The following is a 19,365-nucleotide window of genomic DNA, read 5'->3' as shown; positions in this document are numbered from 1 at the left end:
CATAGTGGACCAGCATCAGCAAAAGATGCGGGCGCGAATGTCTATTGTGTTGGCGACGAGCCTTGAAGGCCATCTGCAGGATTGTCGGGTTTGAAGGGTTAAGCGCCGGCATCAGCGCATCGGACAGGATTGGCCGGGTCACGTCGGATCACTACGGGTCACGCCATTGCGCGACCAAATCAACGATCAGGGTGCAGACCACAAAAACGGATGCGGCAAAGATAGTCGTGCCGATGACCAGCGGGAAATCGCCGTCCAGTGCGGCGGTAATCGCCATGCGGCCAATACCATCGAGACCGAAGATCGTTTCCGTGACGATTGCGCCGCCCATGATCACGGCAAGCTCAAGCCCACCCAGCGTGATGATGGGATTGAGGGCCGCCTTTAAGGCGTGAGACAGGTAGATGCGGCTTTCGCCGAGCCCCTTGGCGCGGGCGGTGCGGATATAATCCTGGCCCAGAACATCGAGCATGCCTGCCCTGACGATGCGCTGGAAAATGCCGATTTCAGCAATGGCCAGCGTTGCCCAGGGCAAAGCCAGATGGCGCGCCCATTCCAGCGGGTTCTCCGTCAGGGGCACATAACCGCTGCTCGGAAACCAGCTGTAACCATGGTTGGTCAGTTGATAAAAGAAAAAATAGGAAATCAGAATGCCGCTGAGGAATGTCGGGATCGACAGGCCGACATAGGCAAAAAGCGCCAATACATGATCAATGAAACGGCCATGCCACCGGGCGGCAACAACGCCAGAAATGATGGAGATCGCCATCCAGATGACCAGTGCGCCAAGTGCCAGCGAAATGGTCACCGGGGCCTTTGCCAGAATGAGATCGGTGACTGGCGCCTGCTTGCGAAACGAAAATCCAAGCGCCGGTGGCCAGTGCATCAAGCCCATCGGCGCGCCTTGAATGTCAGGACCACGAAACAGGTAATACCACAGCTGATCGTACCATGGCTCGTTAAGGCGCAAGGCCCGCGCCACACCGTCAATGGTTTCCTGCGTGGCGTTGCGTGGCGCCAGCATGGCCGCAGGATTACGATAGGCAATGCGAGTGATGAAGAAAGACAGGATCAGTACGATGACGAGTGTCGACGCGGACCGAAACACGGTTGAAATGAAGTTTCTGGTCATGGATTACAAACGCCTCTGATGCGGATCGAGCACGGTTCGCAAACCGGAACTCAGGGTGTTGAAGCCGACCACGGTGAGAAAAAGCGCAAGAGCGGGTCCGGCCAAAAACCAAGGCTGGTCCTGATAAAGCGAGGTGCGCTGGGCTTCGGCAATCATGTTGCCCCAGCTTGGTACCGGTGCCTGAATGCCCACACCGAGGAAGGACAAGGTGGCCTCCGCCACTATGTTGGCCGGAAGTTGCACCGCCCAGTATACCAGCAGGGTCGGCAGGATATTGGGCAGGATATCGAGACAGATGATGCGGGATTTTGAAGCGCCCGTCACCAGCGATGCCTCGATCATCGGACTTGAGCGCAGTTCCCGCACCATGCCGCGCGTCAGGCGGGCAAAGTAGGTCCACGAAAACAGCGTAATCACCAAAATGACCACAACGACAGGCGAAATCAACGGCATGCCCTGCTCGCCCCTGTTCAATGACAACAGGCTGAGTGCAGTGACGACGAAGGGAAACGACATGGCAACATCGATTGCCTGACTGACGATCCGATCGACCCGGCCCGCCAGAAAACCGCTGATCATGCCAATCAACGTGCCGATGATCATCGCAGCCGTGGTCGCGGGAATACCGACCAGCAGTGAAATCTGCGCGCCGTACAGTGTGCGCACGAACACATCGCGGCCATTTCCATCAGCGCCCAGCGGAAAGGCCCAGGATGGGCCAACCGGCAGGCCCATTTCATCCAGCGCCACATCCGGAAACAGGTCCGTCGGGCCATGCCCGGTCAGATAGGCAGCCAGTGGCGCCAAGGCCGCTGCAACCAGCACTGCAAAAACGATGATGGCGCCAACCCGCACGCTTCGCTCACGCCACAAGATGCCGACAAACTCCGGCAACCAGTGACGGCGCGGTGCGTCCTCGATGATCTCAACCGACATAGGACACGGCCTTCACAACTGTATTGACGAGTTGCCGTTTGCTGCCGGGCATCGAGGCCAGCAAACGTTTTGTGTAGGTGTGTTCGGCACGTTCGAAGATGCGCCGGGTTGGGCCAGCCTCAACGATATGCCCCTTCTCCAGCACGATGACGCGATCGCATAATTCACCGACCACACCGAGATCATGGGAAATGAACAGGAAAGAAATTCCCAGCCGATCTCGCAGACGGCGCAGCAACTCGACGATCTTGGCCTGAGTGGTGATATCGAGCGCCGACACCGGCTCATCCGCGACAACGAGCGATGGTCGCGAGGCAATTGCCCGTGCGATGGCAACACGTTGCCGCTGACCACCCGAGAGTTGCGACGGGAAACGGCTGGCGATGGCCTCCGGCAGTTCCACCTCTGCCAGCAATTGGTGAACCTGCTGGCGCAGGCGCGTGCGGTCGCGTTCACCGGCGATGACGAAACTGTCGCAAAGAATGGATTCAACGGATCGACGCGGATTGAGGCTGGCGTAAGGGTCCTGAAACACCACCTGAATGTCGCGGCGTGCAGCGCCAGTCAGCGTGGTAGGGCGGCCGGCCCGTGCATAATTAGTGCCGGAGAGTGCAATGGAGCCATCATCCGGCCGATCAAGACCGGCAATCAGCCGGCCAATGGTCGATTTTCCAGAACCGGATTCACCGACCAGCCCGAGGATTTCGCCCTTGGCGATAGAAAACGTTACGTCCTCCAGCACCGGCTGGCCTGCAACAAAGGAACGGCTGAGACCGTCCACATTAAGCAGCGACTGGCTTGCGCTGACCGCAGGTGGCTGTGTATAAGTTCTTGGGCCATCCAGCCGTGCTGCACTCAGCAATTCGCGCGTATAGGCATGTTTTGGCGTGGCATAGATGGCATCGGCGGCGGAACGTTCGACCACAAGACCGTCCCGCATCACCACCACATCATCGGCGATATCGGACACGACAGCCAGATCATGGCTGACGAAGACCAGTGCGGTACCGTGCCTCTCCTGCAAACGTCGCAGCAGATCAAGGATCGAGGCCTGAACAGTCACATCGAGCGCCGTGGTCGGCTCATCGGCGATGATCAGGCCGGGGTTCAGCGCAATGGCAATGGCAATCATCACGCGCTGGCGCATGCCGCCCGAGAGATGGCGCGGATAATCATCCAGCCGCTTTTCCGGGTTCGATATTTCAACGTCGTGGAGAAGCGCAAGTACACGCTCGCGCTTCTCCTTTTTGCCGATGGATCGATGAGCCGATATCGCCTCACCGATCTGGTCGCCAATCGTCTTGAGCGGATGAAGGTTGCTCAGCGGATCTTGAAAGATAAAGCCGATCTCGGCCCCCCTTATCTTGCGCAACACCGCCGGTGACGCACCTAGTATCTCTCGCCCACGGTAGAGAACACTGCCGCGCACCTTTGCCGAGGCTGGCAGGAGACCAGCCGCCCCCAGCAGGCTAGCGCTCTTGCCCGATCCGGACTCGCCGACGATGGCCAGCGTCTTTCCCTCTTCGACATCAAATGATACGCCTCTGACAGCCTCGACGGCGCCAAAACGAACCTGCAAATCGTGTACGGAAAAGACGCTCATCGGACTTATTTCTTCACTGCGATGTTGGTGATATCGGCCTGAACCGCCAGCGAAGACCATGCCCAATGGGTAATGCGGTCTGAGGTGATGGCGATCTTGCGCTTTTCAAACAGCGGGATCCACGGAATGTCGGCAGAGACGATCTTGTCAGCCTTGGCCCAGATCGGACCGGGGTCATCCGAAGGGAATGCCTCAGCGGCCAGCTTGTTCAGCTCGGCATTGCTATAGCAAATCGAGTTAACATTGCCGGTACCGCAAGGTGCAGCATCCGAGTTGAGCCAGCCTCCCAGAAGCATGCGGGTGCTTGGCCCCTGCCAGTCTGGCGCGAACTGTCCACCAAGCGAAATATCCCATCTGCTCTTGGCGTCTTGAATGAAGGCATACCACTGGGTTGGCGGAACCGGGATCAGGTTAAGCTCGATACCGGCGGCAGCGACATCTTCCTTCACCGCAACGGCAATTGCCTCAAACTGGGCGGTCGTGCGGTAGATGGCATCAAACTTCACGCCATTGGGGTAACCGGCCTTTGCCAACAACTCCTTGGCCTTCGCCGCGTCACCCTTGTTGCCTTCGGTCGGGTACGGATCAAACGCCTCGTGACCGAGAATGGTCGAGGTGATGATCTGCGTCAGCGGCACGGCGGCAATCGGGCCACCCTGTACCTGCACCAGATGGGCGCGGTTGACGGCATAGGTCAGAGCCTGGCGCACTTCCAGTTTTCTCAGCGCGTTGGCGCCGTCGCTCTGGGCTTCCGGGCGAGCGTTGAAGGTGATGAAGTTGGCCGCACCACTGTTGGACGAATGCAGCTGTTCCGCCTTCTGGGTCTGGAAACGTCTGATTGCGGTTCTTGGCGGTGTGTCGAGATAAAGCGACAGATCCGCCTCACCCGCTTCGATCTTCTGGACGATGCTGTCTTCGCTGTTGGCGGTAAAATCAACGATGATCTCATCGACATAGGCTTTGCGGGCTTCGTCGCTTTCGGCCTTGAAGCTCTTGGCCTTTTTCAGCACCAGCTTCTGGCCATCCTGATAGCTATCCACGTAATAAGGACCGCTGGAGGGGAAGTTCTTGCGGAACTCCGCAGAGTCAGGGAAATATTTCGACGCGACTTCCGGCGGCAGCGGCGACACGAAGTTCATCGAGAGAATGTTGAGGAAGTCGTAGTTTTTTGAATCCGACCTGATCACGAGTGTCTTGTCATCAGGGGCGCTGACGCCAGAGATTTCGTGGGAATCGATGAATGCCTTGGTTGCGGCAAGATCACCTGGTGGAACCTTGGCAAACTCCTCACAATAGGCCTTGAAGCCGGAGATCGCCAGATTGAAGTAGTTGATGGCAGCGACCTGCTTGTTCGGATCGCAGAAGCGCTTGATGTTATAAACAAAATCGCCTGCTACGATCTTGCGGTCGATGGGGCCGGAAAAGAACACATCGTCTTTCAGATGAAAGGTGTAGGTCTTGCCTTCATCCGACACGTCCCAGGACTTGGCAAGGTCAGGCACCAGCTTGGTATCGTCCTTGATATCGGTGAATGCGCCAGGATAGGTGACCAGCTGGCGGGTGACTGCCCGCAGGATCTCCCAGGAATCGGTGCTGTAACCTGTTAGCGGATCAAAGGCATCGAGATCCGCCTGCAGGGAAGCAATGCGCAGCGTACCGCCATAATGCGGCTCACCTGCCAGCGCCTCTCCCCCAAGCGAAACGATAATGGCAAGGCTCGATGCAACACGTCCCAGTGCTGAGCAGTGAGAATAAGATTTCATTGGAACAACCTTAATTGATAATGTCTATAATATTTATAGATTTCGAAAATTCTGCGAGTGTCGCAAAGTTCCAAACTCCGCGCGTTCGGGAAAATATCTGTCCGCCTCACACACCGTATGGGGAATACGCTTCCGCTAACTTTTATTCGCTCTTGCTCACAAGCGGCGCTGCACAATCATGCCTTCACCACTTAACGATAGAAGAATTTCATTTTTCGGCCCAAATTTAGAACAGAAGCAGCGCACCTTTGATCCCTTTTTCGATCATATCTACTAAAACTATAGAATTGAGGATCAAGAGATGTTTGCTCGCGACTGGAGATCATTTGCGCTTGGATTAACTGGAGCGATTGTCGGCTTGGCCTTCGCGTCCACGGCTTTTTCGGCAGAGACCGGGGGTACACTGAACCTGATTGTCCAGCCGGAGCCCATCTCGCTCAATCCCGGCATCAACCGCTTGGGTCCGGCGACCTTTGTTGGCAACAAGATCTACGATTCGCTGCTTGGTTATTCCGCCAGGGACATCAAACCTATTCCGCGGCTGGCGGAAAGCTGGGAGATTTCCGCCGATGGCAAGACCTATACGTTCAAGCTGCGCCCCGGCGTTACCTGGCATGATGGCGAGCCTTTCACGTCAAAGGATGTTGCCTTCAGCATCGGCGACTTCCTGCCGATCCAGCACGCACGTTCAAAAGACCTCAGCGCGCAGATCGACCACATCGAAACGCCTGATGATCTGACCGTTGTCTTTACGCTGAAGGCGCCCTACCCGGCCTTCCTGTGGTCGCTCAATGTGGCGATCGTCCCCGCCCATAAATATGTCGGCGTAACCGATCTGCGCGCCGCACCTGCCAATTCGGAATTTATCGGCACCGGCCCGTTCAAGTTCTCGGAGTGGAAAAAGGGCAGCATCATCCGTCTGGTTCGTAACGACAAATATTGGGATGCGGGCAAACCCTATCTCGATGAAATTGATTTCCAGATCGTGCCGGATGCGAACTCCCGCTCGATTGCCTTCGAAACTGGACAGGTCGACGTGCTGCGCTCCGGCGATGTCGAGAATTTCGACATTCCGCGCCTTTCTGCACTTGAGGGTGTTGCGGTCAATGAAGGTGGTTGGGAGTTCCTGCAGCCGATCGGTTATGTGCATATCAACAACCGCAATCCGGTTCTCGCTAACCGGAAGGTCCGTCAGGCCATCACCCAGGCGATTGACCGCGACTTCATTATCAACACGATCTTTGCTGGTTATGGCAAACCGATCAACGGCCCTTTCTCCAGCCTGTCGGCTTACAAGGATGCAAGCGTCGAGACGACTTACCCCTATGATCCGGAAAAGGCCGCAGCCCTGCTGGACGAGGTCGGTTACAAGGTGGGTGGCGATGGCACACGTTTCACGCTGAAGCTGGTGCCTCTGCCCTATGGTGAATTGTGGTCGCGACAGGCGGAATATTTGCGTGAGGCGCTGGGTGCGGTTGGTATCAAGGTTGAAATCCAGTCAGTTGACGTTGCCGGCTGGTTCAAACGCCTTACCACCTTCGATTATGATATTGCCCAGAACTTCGTTTACACCACGGCCGATCCGGGCATTGGCATTTCCTACGGTTACACGACTGTCAAGGGCGACAATGCCGGCAGCACCGGCGGCAACATCAACGGGTATTCCAACCCGGAGGTGGATGCCCTGCTCGATCAGGGTGCGCATGAGCAGGACGATGCCAAGCGCAAGCAGATCTATTCCCGGGTTCAGAAAATCCTGTCGCATGAAATGCCGATGGTATGGACCCACGACATCGTCTTTCCGACGCTCTACCGCGACAAGGTTCAGGACCTGATCACCACGGCGCTCGGCACCGATGACAATTTTGCGAATGTCTGGCTGAAGAAGTGATGGCAGCGAGGCAAAACACGACGCAGGGGGGCCGGGCTGCGGTAACCGTCTATGCGATTGGGTTGCGGCTTTCCAAGGCTCTGCTGACCCTGCTTTTTGTGGTCGTTGGCAGTTTCCTGCTGCTGCGTCTGGCGCCGGGTGATCCGGCGCTTATTCTGGCCGGAGATCAGGGCGGCAGTGACCCCGCCTTTGTCGAAGACCTGCGCCGCCATCTCGGGCTCGATGGGTCGGTCTATCTGCAAATGTGGAGATATCTGCAGAGCGTCGCGACCTTCGATTTTGGACTGTCCTACCGCGACCAGCGGCCGGTGATCGACATTGTGCTGGAGAAGGTTCCGGCAACACTTGTGCTGACGATCAGCGGTTTTCTGTTCTCGATCGTTCTCGGCGTGACGCTGGGTGCGCTTGCAGCCCGAAAGCCGGGTTCAGCACTGGATGGCATCATCACCACCATTTCGGTGGCATTTTTTGCCATGCCGATGTTCTGGGTTGGCCTCGTCTTTATCATCATCTTTGCCGTCAAACTCGGCTGGTTGCCCTCCTATGGTATGGAAACAGCCTCCATCGCCTCGCAAGGCGGGTGGCCGGCCTTTGTCAACCGTCTGGCCCATATGGCGCTGCCGGTGCTGACGCTTGGGCTTTTCCATATGTCGATCCATGCAAGGGTATCGCGCACCGCGATTCTTCAGGTGTCCGGCATGGATTTCATTCGCACGGCGCGCGCCAAGGGCCTGTCGCCTTGGCGGATCTGGCGCGACCATCTGCTGCGCAATGCCCTGTTGCCGACCATCACCATTGCCGCCTTGCAGGCCGGCCAGTTGATTGGCGGTTCGATACTTGTCGAGACGGTGTTTGCCTGGCCGGGCATTGGCAGGTTGGCGTTCAACGCGCTGACCACCCGTGACTATAATGTGCTTCTTGCCGTGTTCATCGTTTCGTCCTTCGGGGTGATCCTTGCCAATCTTATTGCTGATGCCGCCTATCGGCTGATCGATCCGCGCCTTGAGCGGGAGGGAACGGTATGATCAGCTGGCCAAACCATCCCCTGCTCCGACCACCTGTGATCTTTGGATTTGCGGTGCTGGTCGCACTGGCAATTCTGGTGATCTTTGCCGATCTGATCTATCCCGGCGATCCATGGCGTATGGTGGCGCGGCCAAACCTGCCGCCCCTCTCGCCTGGCTTTCCCGCTGGTACCGATATGCTGGGGCGTGACCTGACCGCCGGTCTCGTGCACGGCAGCCGGGCAACGCTGGCGGTAGCCGTCAGTGTCGTTGCCTTTGCCGTCAGCCTCGGTGTCGTGCTCGGGCTGCTGGCCGGTTACTTTGGCGAGATCGTTGACGAGTTGATCATTCGCATCACCGAGTTTTTCCAGACAATCCCCGGTTTCCTGCTGACGATCATGATCGTTGCCATTCTCTCGCCCACCCGCTGGACCGTCGTGTTTGCAATCGCTTTGATCTCATGGCCGCCCATCGTGCGGATCGTGCGGGCCGAAGTGCTGTCGCTGCGGCGTCTCGACTGGGTGCGCGCTGCGCGGATCAGTGGCCTGTCGCATCTGCGCATTGCCCTTTTGCATGTGTTGCCCAATGTGCTGCCGCAGGTGGTGGTGCAGGCCTCGCTGCTGATTGCGGGTGCTGTGATGATTGAATCCGGCATCAGCTTTCTTGGCCTTGGCAGTCGCGACTCCGTGTCCTGGGGGTTCCTGCTCGCGTCCGGCAGAACCTCGTTCAGCGTCAACTGGTGGCTGTCGACCCTGCCGGGGCTGGCAATTTTCTTGACTGTGCTCGCCTTCAATCTGGTTGGTGATGGGCTGGAACGCTGGCTGGACCCCAAACATGCCGGGAGGCATCAGCCATGAGCCAGAAATGCACCCCACTTGTTGCCATAGACAGGCTCGACATTGCCCTTCCCAAAGGGGCTGATCGATCTCTTGCTGTGTCCAACGCCACGGTGTCGATCAAACGCGGCGAGGTGCTGTGCATCGTCGGCGAAAGCGGTTCCGGCAAATCAGTGCTTGCCTCAGCCATTGCCGGTCTGCTGCCAGGCAACACATTGAAGGTTACCGGCGGTGCTCTGTCCTTTGACGGACAGGATATTCTCTCTCTCAATGAGGTACAGCTGCGCAGACTGCGTGGCAGGCGCATTGGCTATATTTTTCAAGAGCCGATGACTGCACTCAACCCGCTGTTGACGGTTGGTCGGCAGGTGACGGAAACGCTTGAGGCGCACGGTTTTCCTGCACCTAAGGACAAGATCGCTGCACTGTTTGCCGCCATGAAGCTGCCGGAGCCGGACACGATCGGCCAGCGCTATCCGCATGAACTGTCTGGCGGGCAGCGGCAGCGCGTGGCGATTGCCATGGCCATTGCCTGCGAACCGGAACTGCTGATTGCCGATGAACCGACCACCGCGCTGGATGTCACAACCCAGTCGGAAATTCTCAAACTGATCCTTGATCTGCGCGAAAAACGCGGCCTTGCCGTGCTGTTTATCACCCATGACTTTGGTGTGGTTGCCGACATTGCCGACCGTATCGTGGTTATGCAGAACGGCGAAATCGTTGAGACTGGCACCGCCCCTGATCTGCTGGCGGGGCCGCAGCACCCCTATACACGCCGCTTGCTGGCAGCCGTGCCTGACTTTGACAACAGCCATCGCCCACCGGTCGATGGCGCCGTTCTACTGCAGCTTGACGGCATCCGCAAAACCCATGCCGCCTCCCGCCGTCTGCTCAGCAAAACACGGGAACCGGTTGCAGCGCTTGGTGGCGTAGACCTGCTGCTGCGGCAGGGTGAAACGCTTGCTTTGGTCGGCGAAAGCGGTTCGGGCAAATCAACGCTCGGTCAAGTCATTACTGGGCTGATTGAACGGGATGCCGGCACCTTCCGCTTTGCCGGAGATGACATTGAAAACGCCAAGGGCCTGTTTACCCGCGAGCGACGCCCGCTGGTGCAGATGGTGTTTCAGGACCCACAATCCTCTCTCAATCCGCGTCACAGCATACGTCGCACCCTGACCGAGGCTGCCCGGCATTTCGGCGTCAGTAGGGATGAGGCAGAGGCGCGCATGAACGAGCTTTTGCGCCGGGTGGGCATTGATGCGCGCGCCGCCGACCGCAAACCGCACGCCTTCTCGGGCGGCCAACGACAGCGTATCGCGCTGGCGCGTGCGCTGATGTTGCAGCCCAGATTACTGGTGGCCGATGAGCCGGTTTCGGCACTGGATGTTTCGGTGCAGACGCAGGTTCTGACACTACTGACCGAGCTGCAAAAGGACTTTGGCCTAGCGATGTTGTTCATCACCCATGACATCAGGGTCGCCGTGTCGATTGCCGACCGGATTGCGGTGATGCAACGCGGTCAGATTGTCGAGGTTGCCCCCGCCGATGCGCTTATTCGCGCACCAAAATCAGACTATGCCCGCACCCTCATCGCCTCCGTACCTGGCCGGCGCGATGAGGCTGTCCACCGGGTTCCTTCCTTCACACAACGAGACTTCGCATGAAACACAACAGCTTTTCTTCACGACAGAAGCGGCCTTCATCCGTCGTTTCGGAGATCCGGTCATGAGTGGCAAAATTCATCTGCACTGGTATCTGCCAACCAATGGTGACAGTCGCGGCCTGACCGGTTCCGGCAATGACAGCCACCTGATCGATTTTGCCGGCGGTTACCGTGCGCCTACCCTCGCCTATCTTGGCGAGGTCGCACGCGCGGCCGAAGCGCAGCCCTTTCACGCCGTGCTGACCCCAACCGGTACATGGTGCGAAGACGCATGGATTGCCACGGCCGCCCTTTCGGCCGAGACAAAACGGCTGAAATTTCTCGTTGCCTTTCGTCCGGGTCTGATTTCGCCAACCCTTGTTGCGCATCAGGCTGCCACCTTTCAGCGGGTGACGCAGGGTCGTTTGCTGCTCAACGTGGTGACCGGTGGTGATCGGTTTGAACAGGCACGGTTTGGCGACCACCTTGATCATGACGCCCGTTATGAGCGGACTGCGGAATTCATTCAGGTGCTGCGCGGCGTCTCCGACGAAAACGCGAAAGAACCGTTTTCCTTCAACGGCAAACATTACGACATACGCGAAGCGCGTATCAATGCTGCCCCTTACGGCCTGCCGCAGATCTTCTTTGGTGGTGCAAGTGGCGCGGCAACCGAGGTCGCCACATCGCATTCCGATGTTTATCTGGTCTGGGGGCGCCAGCCTGAGTTGGAAGCCGAGAACATCAAGAAGCTGATAGCACAGGCGGCGGCCAAAGGTCGTGACCTGAAATTTGGTATTCGCCTGCATGTGATTTCCCGCGAGACTGAGGATGAGGCATGGGCGGTCGCCGACAAGCTACTCGGTTGGGTTTCCCCTGATCAGGTGGCAAACGCCAAAAGCCTTGCAGCAAAATCGGAATCGGTTGGCCAAAGCCATATGACGGCGCTGCATGCCGAACGGGATGGACTGCCAAAATCAGCCCGTGAACTGCAAATCCATCCCGGTGTGTGGTCGGGTTACGGTCTCGTGCGCGGTGGTGCGGGAACCGCGCTGGTCGGCAGCCATGAGCAGGTGGCAGACCTGGTCGAGACCTACCACAAGGCAGGGTTTGATCATTTCATCTTCTCCGGCCAGCCGCATCTGGAAGAGGCCTGGCATTTCGGTGAAGGCGCTGCCGCCCGCCTGAAAGCCCGTGGTCTGCTGGCCCCGGTGTAGTGATGTAGAGACAGGTGTCCTGCCCTGACAGGACACCAAAGACGGCTGCCCATTTATAATGCGGGGCGCGTGCCTTGCTGCTTTCAATTTTCGGGATACTCCACATGACTGAACAGACCCGCCCCATAGAGGTTCGCGCCCTTACCAGCACGCAAGAAAAGCGACAGGCCTTTGCCCAGTTTCGTCAGGCCATGCTTGGCATTGCCGACATCGGTCACGCCGATGCGAAGGCCGAAACCGACTATCTGGAAAGCGGTTCGCCGCTCGGTGGATTTATCCACGGTGAACTGCAGGGCGTGGTCAATGGTTATGAAGGTTCTGTTGCCCTACCCGGCGGCAATTACGTTAGTCACCTCGCAGTGACGCATGTTGGTGTCGCCCCGACCCAGATCCGCAACGGTATTGCCCGTGCGCTGCTGAGCGAGCAATTGAGGCGCGCTCATGCGCAAGGTTATGTGGTCGCGGGCTTGCGTGCATCCGATGCTCGTATCTATGGACGCTACGGATACGGAATCGCGTCTTGGTCTGTTCGGCAGGAGGTTGACCTTTCCAATGGTGGACGGCCAAAACTTGAACGGCATAGTGATTTACGTATTGTCGATGCAGTTGAGAGCTTTGACTTGTTCCAGAGAATTGCCAAAGCGATTCCGACACCACGGGCAGCAACCTTGTCACGCTGGAACGCATGGTGGAGAATACAGGAATTACGCACCAGAAAGGCATCCGCGCCTCACCATGCGGCGGTGGTTGGGTCTGAGGGCGCCGAACGGGGATATATAAGGTTTCATATTCAATCATCGGACAACTGGTTTACTTCCACTCAAAGAACAGCAATTGTCGATGATCTGGTGGCTCACGATGACGGCGCCTGGCGTGCACTAATTGGCCACTTATTTTCCCAGGATATCCTTCACAAGGTTATTCTGCCGTCACGACCGGTTGACGATCCGCTACCTCTGTTTGTCGAAAATCTGCGGGCTGTGCAAACGTCGGAACTCCGCGATGAGAGCTGGATAAGACCGCTGGACCTGCACAAATTCCTAAACGCTCGTAGCTATAACGCTTCTCAAGATGTTGTTCTGCGGATTGAAGACCAATTGATCTCCGAGAATAATGGCGTGTGGACGATCAATGGAGAGGGGGTAAGGCAAAATGGCGAAGACCCGTCAATCACGTTGGGAGTGGACGCAGTATCCGAACTCGTTTTCGGGGCGAGCTCTGCATCGTCGCTGGCGGCAACTGGTCGTATAAAGGGCGCTCCACGGGCAATCGAAGCGCTCGACCGCGCCGTTGCAACTCATTTAAAGCCGCATGCTGGTATTTCATTTTAAGAGAGGTAGCTGCACTCCGCGTGACAGGGGCAGAGTGTGAGAAGTTTTCCAGAAGGCGTCACACGCAGATTCATACCAAGCTTGGCGAAATGTCAATTCGCGAGGAACCATGAACATCAGCTATGTGAGATACTGAGAGCGACACCCTGACCCGCTGAATAAACGGCCTGGATCTCTTGCTCCTCTGTTTCTCGGCACGTCTGTGAGCCTTGTAATCACTGCAGGTGCGTCGAATTTCCCCTTCGGTGTTTCTGCATGGAATATTGGATCTGATGCAATATTTGATGACTGCTTCTTTCACATTGCGCTGATCAACCGTGCCTGAAGCTTCAGCTTGTTGATCTGTCTTTCGACCTAGCCAACTACTTCAAATCTTGCGAATATGACCCCGATTAAAGTGGGCGCGCGCTAGCTTATTCTTCGGTGGGATACCAGATTGCAACATGGAGCGGACCGGTACTCTCTTTGTCCAGTTCAACCTCTCGAAATCCGACGGTTCAGCAGAATGAGCAAGCGTGACGATGGACAGCCAGAATCCGGCAATCAAAAAGGAAATCATCAGCATGAGTGCCTCTCGCGTGATCGAGTTCTGCTCTAATGCTGGAAAATCTGTTCTTTGGAGACCTCAATCGCGATTCAGGACGTGTAAATGATCGTTGTCGCTCCGTTCTGCCTTAGCGTGCCTGAAGGAAAATATCTTTTTCCGACCCCGTATCGATTCAGCGCACGCTTTGAAGCGAGCGCTCGAAATACCTTTAAGAAATATTTCCGGTATCAACAGAACCAAATCATAAAAGCAATTCGCAATTCGAATAACCTATTCCCCAAAACGGGCAACTTTTGTGTAGAATGCTCCTGCCCTAAAAGCTGCAACGTTAATTGCCAGTCAGAATTTTTCGGTCTCAATCAGCGCCTTTTCGCGCAAACAAACCTTCCACATTGCTACCCGACATGGCCGCGATATAGGCATTGACCGGCGCATTTCCTAAGCCTTCTTGGATGTTAATGTGAGCGCCGGATAGGTGTTTTATTTCGTCTCGTACCATGGAGAGGTATGTTCAAGCATTTTATGCCAATACTTGAAACGGATGCGTCAAAGGCTGCTCTCCGTTTGATTGGGGCAGCGCTCAGGCGCGCTGTCCCACATATCGTCCTACAGCAGCCGGAACAGTCAAGCCGTTCTGGGAAAGCGTGAGCTCTTCCAGCGTTTGCAAAATGACAGGATCGGCGGCAACCGCCTTGCCTGCTTTCGTATCGACATGGAGCATCATCTGTTCCGCGCTTGCCAGTTCTGCCTCACCGCGTTTCAGCGAATGGATGAGGTGAATTCGCTTTGCATCGAAGGACAAAAGCTGTGTGTCGACATGCAATTTGTCGCCAACTTTAGCTTCATCGCGATGCATGATGTGGGTTTCGACGGTGTAGTAACTGTGGCCACCGCTCAGATAGGCTTTATCAACGCCGATATGCGCGAGTAACTGGTCGGTAGTCCGCCCAAAAAGATCGAGATATCGGTGCTCGGTCATATGGCCATTATAGTCGATCCATTCCGGGATCACACGGGCGTCGAGCAGCCGTAGCGGACTGGAGCGAGACGCTATCTTGTCGTCGGATGTGTCGAGCCGCGCCGTATACTCGTTCAAAAGTGCGCCTGCGCCCCAGCCTTTGCCCTGCTGCTGCTGGGAAAGGGCGCGGATAATGGCCACCAGATTGGCGTCGCGAATGGATTCAAGATCGCGGATCGACAGGTTTTGGTTCTGCGCGTCGGACTGGCTGGCGATGCGACCTATCAGGGTCTCGTCCAGCTCCGGAACATCCGTCAGTTTCGTCCACGGCCATTGCAAGGCGGGACCAAACTGCGCCAGAAAGTGCTTCATACCCGCCGGACCGCCCGCGATGCGATAGGTTTGGAATAAGCCCATCTGCGCCCAGCGCAAACCGAACGAATAGCGGATAATGTTGTCGATCTGCTCAACTGTGGCGATACCATCTTTGACGAGCCAGAGCGCTTCGCGCCACAAGGCTTCCAGCAAACGGTCGCCGACAAAGGCATCGATTTCCTTTTCGAGAATGACGGCTTCCATACCCGTATGGCGGTAAAGCGCGGCGGCCATTTCGATAGCCTGCCTGCCGGTCTTTTCACCCGGTACGAGTTCCACCAGAGGCAGCAGATAGACCGGATTATAGGGATGCGCGATGATCAGCCGTTCCGGGTGCTGCAAGGGGGCTTGCAGCTTGCTCGGCAGGAAGCCGGAGGTGGATGATGCAATCAGCGCGTCGCTGGAACAGGATGCCTCGATCTCCTTAAGAACCGCGAGCTTCAGGTCTAGCCTTTCGGGCACGCTTTCCTGAATCAGTATGGCATCGCGCACGGCGTCGGCCAGTGATGGCGCGAAGGAAAGTGTGCCTTCGTTTGGCAGGCGCTTCGGGGTGAGGGCGGACAGGGCGCGCCGGGCATTGTCGAGGATATGCTCGGTTGTGGCCTGCGCATCCGGCGACGGGTCATAGACGGCAACATCATAGCCGTTGAGCAGAAAGCGTGCGGCCCAGCCGCTGCCGATGACGCCGCTACCGATGCAGGCGATCTTGGTAGGATGAATGGTCATGGGCATCACCAACGCTTCTTGAGCTTGAGCTTTTCGCGAACTTCACCGGGCGTCAGTATCTTTGACCCCATATTGACGGCGATGTTTCTGGCGCGTTCCACCAGATCGCCATTGGAAGCGAGCACGCCCTTTTCGAGCCAGATATTGTCTTCGAGGCCGACGCGGATATTGCCGCCAGCGAGCACCGCAAGTGCTGCATAAGGCAACTGGTTACGGCCAATGGAAAATGCTGAGAATATCCAGTTATCCGGCAGATTGTGGAGGACGGACACCAGCGTCGCGAGATCATCCGGTGCACCCCATGGAATGCCCATGCACAATTGCACCATCACTGGGTCGTCAAGCAGGCCTTGCTGTTGCAGCCATTGGGCCAATGGCAGGTGACCTGTGTCGAAAATTTCGATTTCCGGGCGAACGCCCAAACGTTGAATTTGCGCTGCCATTTCTTTCAGCATGGCAGGGGTGTTGGTCATCACATAGTCGCCTTCACCGAAATTCATGGTGCCGCAATCAAGCGTGCAGATTCCCGGCAGAAGTGCTGCAACATGTGCAGGGCGCTCTGCCGCCCCCGCCATATCGGTCTTCAATGCATCCGGCGGCAGCGGCGCTTCGGCAGAGCCGAAGACCAGATCGCCGCCAACGCCCGCGGTCAGGTTAAGCACGATATCCACACCCGATGCCCGGATATGATCGACCACTTCGCGGAACAGTTCGACTTTGCGCGATGGTTCGCCCGTTTCGGGATCGCGCACATGTATATGGGCGATTGCGGCACCTGCTTTAGCGCTTTCAATGGCGGCATCGGCAATCTGCCTTGGCGTGATCGGCACCTTGTTGGAGCGGTGTGTGGTGGCGCCAGCGCCGGTAACGGCGGCTGTGATGAAGGTTTCGCGAGCGGGCTGCAGAGGCATGGTGATTTCCCTCGATTTTGGTCGAGCTTGACAGGTCGCGGATTGCTGAGATTATCATTTTACGAAATTAATTTGGCGAAGAGCGAAGCCCGTGATCTTTGAACCATCCGACGAACAACTGTCTGTCACCCTGCTGGTCTTGCCGGATTGTTCGCTCATGTCACTGGCCGCGACGCTCGATCCGATGCGCGGCGCCAACCGTGTGACGGGTCGTTCGCTCTATTCCTGGCGGGTGGTGTCCCCGGATGGGAACGACCCCACCACATCAAGCGGGCTGAAGGTCGGTGTGAATGGAAAATTCGAGGCAACACCGCAGGATATACTGATCATCGTCAGCGCATTTCATGCGCTGGAACACGCGACCCCAAAGCTTCTTGCGCAGTTGCGGCAGGCTGCCAAACAGTCCCAGCTGGTGATCGGCGTTGAGGCGGGTTCATGGGTGCTGGCAAAAGCCGGGCTTCTCAATGGCAGGAAAGCCACCACCCATTGGGAAGATCTGGAAGCCTTCTCCCAGCGATTTCCGGAAGTGGAGATGCAATCGGATCGCTGGGTGCGCGACGGGACCTATCTGACGACGGGCGGCGCTGCGCCCGCACTCGACATGATGCTGGCGCTGATCCGCGCGCGGCATGGCTATTCCATCGCGCTCGATGTCGCGAGCCTCTATGTTTATGACGAGGTGCGGCAGGCTTCGGACGCGCAGCCATTGGTATCGCTGGGGCGGCTTTTGAACCGCGAGCCGCGGCTGGCCGATGCCATCAAGATTATGGAAAGCCATATCGACCGGCCGATCCCGGTGACGCGGATCGCCAGACGGCTCGGTCTTTCGACGCGCAGTCTTGAAATGCTGTTTGCCAATGTGATCGGGCAATCGCCGGGCAATTATTATCTGTCGCTGCGGCTCAAGGCTGCTCGACGCCTCATCCTTGATACGCATCTTTCAATGGCGGATACGGCGGAACAGACCGGTTTTTCGTCGATCAGTTCGCTTTCCCGCGCTTTCAAGCGGTATTTCGGACAGGCGCCGAGCAAGTTGCGGCAAAAATAGTTTCGCGGCTTATTACTTGTTACAAGCCGAGACTGGATTTCACTTCGGCGAGCGCTGGTTTACCGTCGAAAGTGTTGAAACCGTCGAGCCACGCATTGAGCTGCGCCGGGTTGTCCTTGATCCATTTCGTGACGGCATCCTTGGCTTCCATGCCGTCATTGAGGATCATATTCATCATGGTGCTTTCCATCTCGGTCGTGAACTTCAACTTCGACAGAAAATGCGAGACATTCGGGCAATCCGCTGCATAGCCCTTGCGGGTCAGCGTCTCGACGGTTGCGGCACCGTCGTTGGGGCCAAAGAGATTATCGCCGTTTTCCAGATAGGTGAGCTTGTAACGAATATTCATCGGATGTGGGGTCCATGCGAAGAACACCACGGGCTCATCCTTGCGCACGGCGTTCTGCACCTGTGACAGCATGGCCTGTTCGCTTGATTCCGCCAACTGGAAATCCTTGAGGCCGAATTTGTCCTTCTCGATCATCGACTGGATCGTTGCATTGGCGCTGCTGCCCGCTTCGATACCGTAGATCTTTCCGCCGAGCTGGTCTTTAAACTTTGCGATGTCGGCATAGGTCTTGATGCCAAGATCCTTGCCCGTTGCGGCAAGACCGATCTTTGCATTTTCGAGATTGATACTGGCCTGCTCGATTTTCCTTCCTTCGAGATAGGGTTTGCGCACTTCTTCCTGAAGCGGCATCCAGTTTCCAAGGAAGATATCGATCTGGCCATTTTCCAGTGACTGGAAGGTCACCGGTACTGAGAGGATTGTCGTCTGGGGCTGGTATCCAGCCTTTTCAAGCAAAAGCGATGCGAGCGCCGTGGTCGCGGTGATATCGGTCCAGCCGACATCCGAAAATTTCGGTGCTTTACAGGATTCTGCCTCGGCTGCTAAAGCCGGAGCAGCGAACAGGATTGCGATACCCGCCACCAGCAAGTGATTGAGCTTCTTCATCATCTCTCCCCTTTGTTATTGTTGGGAACAATATGATAGGGAAAACTGACAGAGTCACTTCACGATTCACGCATCATTATTGGCAATTTACGAAGCCTGGGCCGGGTGAAAGCTGGATAAGTCGAGTGGGACAGCGCGTTTGCACTGACACACTTACGTTTCATTTGATGATCAAAGATAACTTCGTAAGCGCTCCTGTCGATGCAGACTGGACCATCCGTATTGAAAAGATAGGAACCACCTGGCCCTGTTTTTGGGCGAGGTGCTGTTTGCCAGTCAAGAATATAGTTCACACCGATCAATCTTTAATCAGTAGCAACGCCAGTGATGCACCAGATGCGGATAGCGATGAGTTTGACGGCAGCGAGGAAATTGGCCGGGTTCTTATCATAACGTGTGGCAATACCACGATAGTGCTTGATGCGGTTAAAGAAGCGTTCGACCAGGTTTCTCTGGCGATAGACCCATGGTGAGAACGCGAAGACGT

The 19,365-nt window shown here is 56.7% G+C and carries 15 protein-coding genes and 1 pseudogene; 7 read left to right on the top strand and 9 right to left on the bottom strand.

Going from position 1 to position 19,365, the window contains the following annotated elements; genetic code table 11:
- Positions 1-151: 151 nt before the first annotated feature.
- From JAU75_RS22505 to JAU75_RS22490, 4 genes are read right to left on the bottom strand one after another with little or no spacing between them, the layout of a single operon-like run.
- Positions 152-1,132: an ABC transporter permease gene (locus tag JAU75_RS22505; protein WP_199058726.1), complete on the bottom strand. Its 981-nt coding sequence runs from the start codon at positions 1,130-1,132 to the stop codon at positions 152-154.
- A 3-nt stretch (positions 1,133-1,135) separates the two neighbouring features.
- A complete protein-coding gene (locus tag JAU75_RS22500; protein ID WP_199058725.1) occupies positions 1,136-2,068 on the bottom strand; it encodes an ABC transporter permease in 933 nt (310 codons plus the stop codon).
- A complete protein-coding gene (locus tag JAU75_RS22495) occupies positions 2,058-3,671 on the bottom strand; it encodes an ABC transporter ATP-binding protein (protein ID WP_199058724.1) in 1,614 nt (537 codons plus the stop codon). Before JAU75_RS22495 ends, JAU75_RS22500 begins: the two co-directional genes overlap by 11 nt.
- 5 nt (positions 3,672-3,676) lie before the next feature.
- Positions 3,677-5,434, bottom strand: coding sequence for an ABC transporter substrate-binding protein (locus JAU75_RS22490; protein ID WP_199058723.1), 1,758 nt, complete (start codon positions 5,432-5,434; stop codon positions 3,677-3,679).
- Positions 5,435-5,735: 301 nt separating this feature from the next.
- Here JAU75_RS22490 and JAU75_RS22485 point away from each other — a divergent pair, with 301 nt between their 5' ends.
- The 6 genes from JAU75_RS22485 to JAU75_RS22460 all read left to right on the top strand — a co-directional run bounded on the left by JAU75_RS22485 (position 5,736) and on the right by JAU75_RS22460 (position 13,358).
- Positions 5,736-7,325, top strand: a complete 1,590-nt coding sequence (locus tag JAU75_RS22485) for an ABC transporter substrate-binding protein (RefSeq protein ID WP_199058722.1) — start codon at positions 5,736-5,738, stop codon at positions 7,323-7,325.
- The gene (locus JAU75_RS22480) at positions 7,325-8,350 is read left to right on the top strand and encodes an ABC transporter permease (protein WP_199058721.1); all 1,026 of its coding nucleotides are present in this window, start codon (positions 7,325-7,327) and stop codon (positions 8,348-8,350) included. Before JAU75_RS22485 ends, JAU75_RS22480 begins: the two co-directional genes overlap by 1 nt.
- The gene (locus JAU75_RS22475) at positions 8,347-9,186 is read left to right on the top strand and encodes an ABC transporter permease (protein ID WP_199058720.1); all 840 of its coding nucleotides are present in this window, start codon (positions 8,347-8,349) and stop codon (positions 9,184-9,186) included. Before JAU75_RS22480 ends, JAU75_RS22475 begins: the two co-directional genes overlap by 4 nt.
- Positions 9,183-10,832, top strand: a complete 1,650-nt coding sequence (locus tag JAU75_RS22470) for an ABC transporter ATP-binding protein (protein WP_199058719.1) — start codon at positions 9,183-9,185, stop codon at positions 10,830-10,832. Before JAU75_RS22475 ends, JAU75_RS22470 begins: the two co-directional genes overlap by 4 nt.
- A 61-nt stretch (positions 10,833-10,893) precedes the next feature.
- Positions 10,894-12,027 carry an LLM class flavin-dependent oxidoreductase gene (locus JAU75_RS22465; RefSeq protein WP_199058718.1) on the top strand — a complete coding sequence of 378 codons (1,134 nt, stop codon included), beginning with the start codon at positions 10,894-10,896 and terminating at the stop codon, positions 12,025-12,027.
- Between the two features lie 104 nt (positions 12,028-12,131).
- On the top strand, positions 12,132-13,358 hold the full coding sequence (locus tag JAU75_RS22460) for a GNAT family N-acetyltransferase (protein ID WP_199058717.1): 1,227 nt from the start codon (positions 12,132-12,134) through the stop codon (positions 13,356-13,358).
- Between the two features lie 367 nt (positions 13,359-13,725).
- Here JAU75_RS22460 and JAU75_RS23965 read toward each other — a convergent pair whose 3' ends face one another.
- The 3 genes from JAU75_RS23965 to JAU75_RS22450 form a co-directional block, all read right to left on the bottom strand.
- On the bottom strand, positions 13,726-13,923 hold the full coding sequence (locus tag JAU75_RS23965) for a hypothetical protein (protein WP_210339385.1): 198 nt from the start codon (positions 13,921-13,923) through the stop codon (positions 13,726-13,728).
- Positions 13,924-14,485: 562 nt separating this feature from the next.
- Entirely contained in the window at positions 14,486-15,964 is a 1,479-nt protein-coding gene (locus tag JAU75_RS22455; RefSeq protein ID WP_199058716.1) for a carnitine 3-dehydrogenase, read from the bottom strand.
- Positions 15,965-15,969: 5 nt separating this feature from the next.
- On the bottom strand, positions 15,970-16,875 hold the full coding sequence (locus tag JAU75_RS22450; RefSeq protein ID WP_199058715.1) for a 3-keto-5-aminohexanoate cleavage protein: 906 nt from the start codon (positions 16,873-16,875) through the stop codon (positions 15,970-15,972).
- Positions 16,876-16,966: 91 nt separating this feature from the next.
- Between JAU75_RS22450 and JAU75_RS22445 the strand changes: the two genes are divergently transcribed.
- The gene (locus tag JAU75_RS22445; RefSeq protein ID WP_199058714.1) at positions 16,967-17,923 is read left to right on the top strand and encodes a GlxA family transcriptional regulator; all 957 of its coding nucleotides are present in this window, start codon (positions 16,967-16,969) and stop codon (positions 17,921-17,923) included.
- A 19-nt stretch (positions 17,924-17,942) separates the two neighbouring features.
- On the opposite strand, the gene choX is transcribed toward JAU75_RS22445, so the two are convergent.
- Positions 17,943-18,878, bottom strand: coding sequence for a choline ABC transporter substrate-binding protein (choX, locus tag JAU75_RS22440; protein WP_199058713.1), 936 nt, complete (start codon positions 18,876-18,878; stop codon positions 17,943-17,945).
- Positions 18,879-19,183: 305 nt separating this feature from the next.
- Positions 19,184-19,365: pseudogene (locus tag JAU75_RS22435) on the bottom strand (hypothetical protein); the annotation flags it as partial.

The sequence above is a fragment of the Ochrobactrum sp. Q0168 genome (assembly GCF_016427605.1).
GTDB lineage: Bacteria > Pseudomonadota > Alphaproteobacteria > Rhizobiales > Rhizobiaceae > Brucella.
The sequence above is the reverse complement of the archived record's forward strand: the minus strand, read 5'-3'. Positions and strand labels throughout refer to the sequence as shown.

Coding starts and splice junctions, on each gene's coding strand:
- JAU75_RS22505 (WP_199058726.1), bottom strand. CDS start 1,132: ATGACCAGAAACTTCATTTCAACCGTGTTTCGGTCCGCGTCGACACTC.
- JAU75_RS22500 (WP_199058725.1), bottom strand. CDS start 2,068: ATGTCGGTTGAGATCATCGAGGACGCACCGCGCCGTCACTGGTTGCCG.
- JAU75_RS22495 (WP_199058724.1), bottom strand. CDS start 3,671: ATGAGCGTCTTTTCCGTACACGATTTGCAGGTTCGTTTTGGCGCCGTC.
- JAU75_RS22490 (WP_199058723.1), bottom strand. CDS start 5,434: ATGAAATCTTATTCTCACTGCTCAGCACTGGGACGTGTTGCATCGAGC.
- JAU75_RS22485 (WP_199058722.1), top strand. CDS start 5,736: ATGTTTGCTCGCGACTGGAGATCATTTGCGCTTGGATTAACTGGAGCG.
- JAU75_RS22480 (WP_199058721.1), top strand. CDS start 7,325: ATGGCAGCGAGGCAAAACACGACGCAGGGGGGCCGGGCTGCGGTAACC.
- JAU75_RS22475 (WP_199058720.1), top strand. CDS start 8,347: ATGATCAGCTGGCCAAACCATCCCCTGCTCCGACCACCTGTGATCTTT.
- JAU75_RS22470 (WP_199058719.1), top strand. CDS start 9,183: ATGAGCCAGAAATGCACCCCACTTGTTGCCATAGACAGGCTCGACATT.
- JAU75_RS22465 (WP_199058718.1), top strand. CDS start 10,894: ATGAGTGGCAAAATTCATCTGCACTGGTATCTGCCAACCAATGGTGAC.
- JAU75_RS22460 (WP_199058717.1), top strand. CDS start 12,132: ATGACTGAACAGACCCGCCCCATAGAGGTTCGCGCCCTTACCAGCACG.
- JAU75_RS23965 (WP_210339385.1), bottom strand. CDS start 13,923: ATGCTGATGATTTCCTTTTTGATTGCCGGATTCTGGCTGTCCATCGTC.
- JAU75_RS22455 (WP_199058716.1), bottom strand. CDS start 15,964: ATGACCATTCATCCTACCAAGATCGCCTGCATCGGTAGCGGCGTCATC.
- JAU75_RS22450 (WP_199058715.1), bottom strand. CDS start 16,875: ATGCCTCTGCAGCCCGCTCGCGAAACCTTCATCACAGCCGCCGTTACC.
- choX (WP_199058713.1), bottom strand. CDS start 18,878: ATGAAGAAGCTCAATCACTTGCTGGTGGCGGGTATCGCAATCCTGTTC.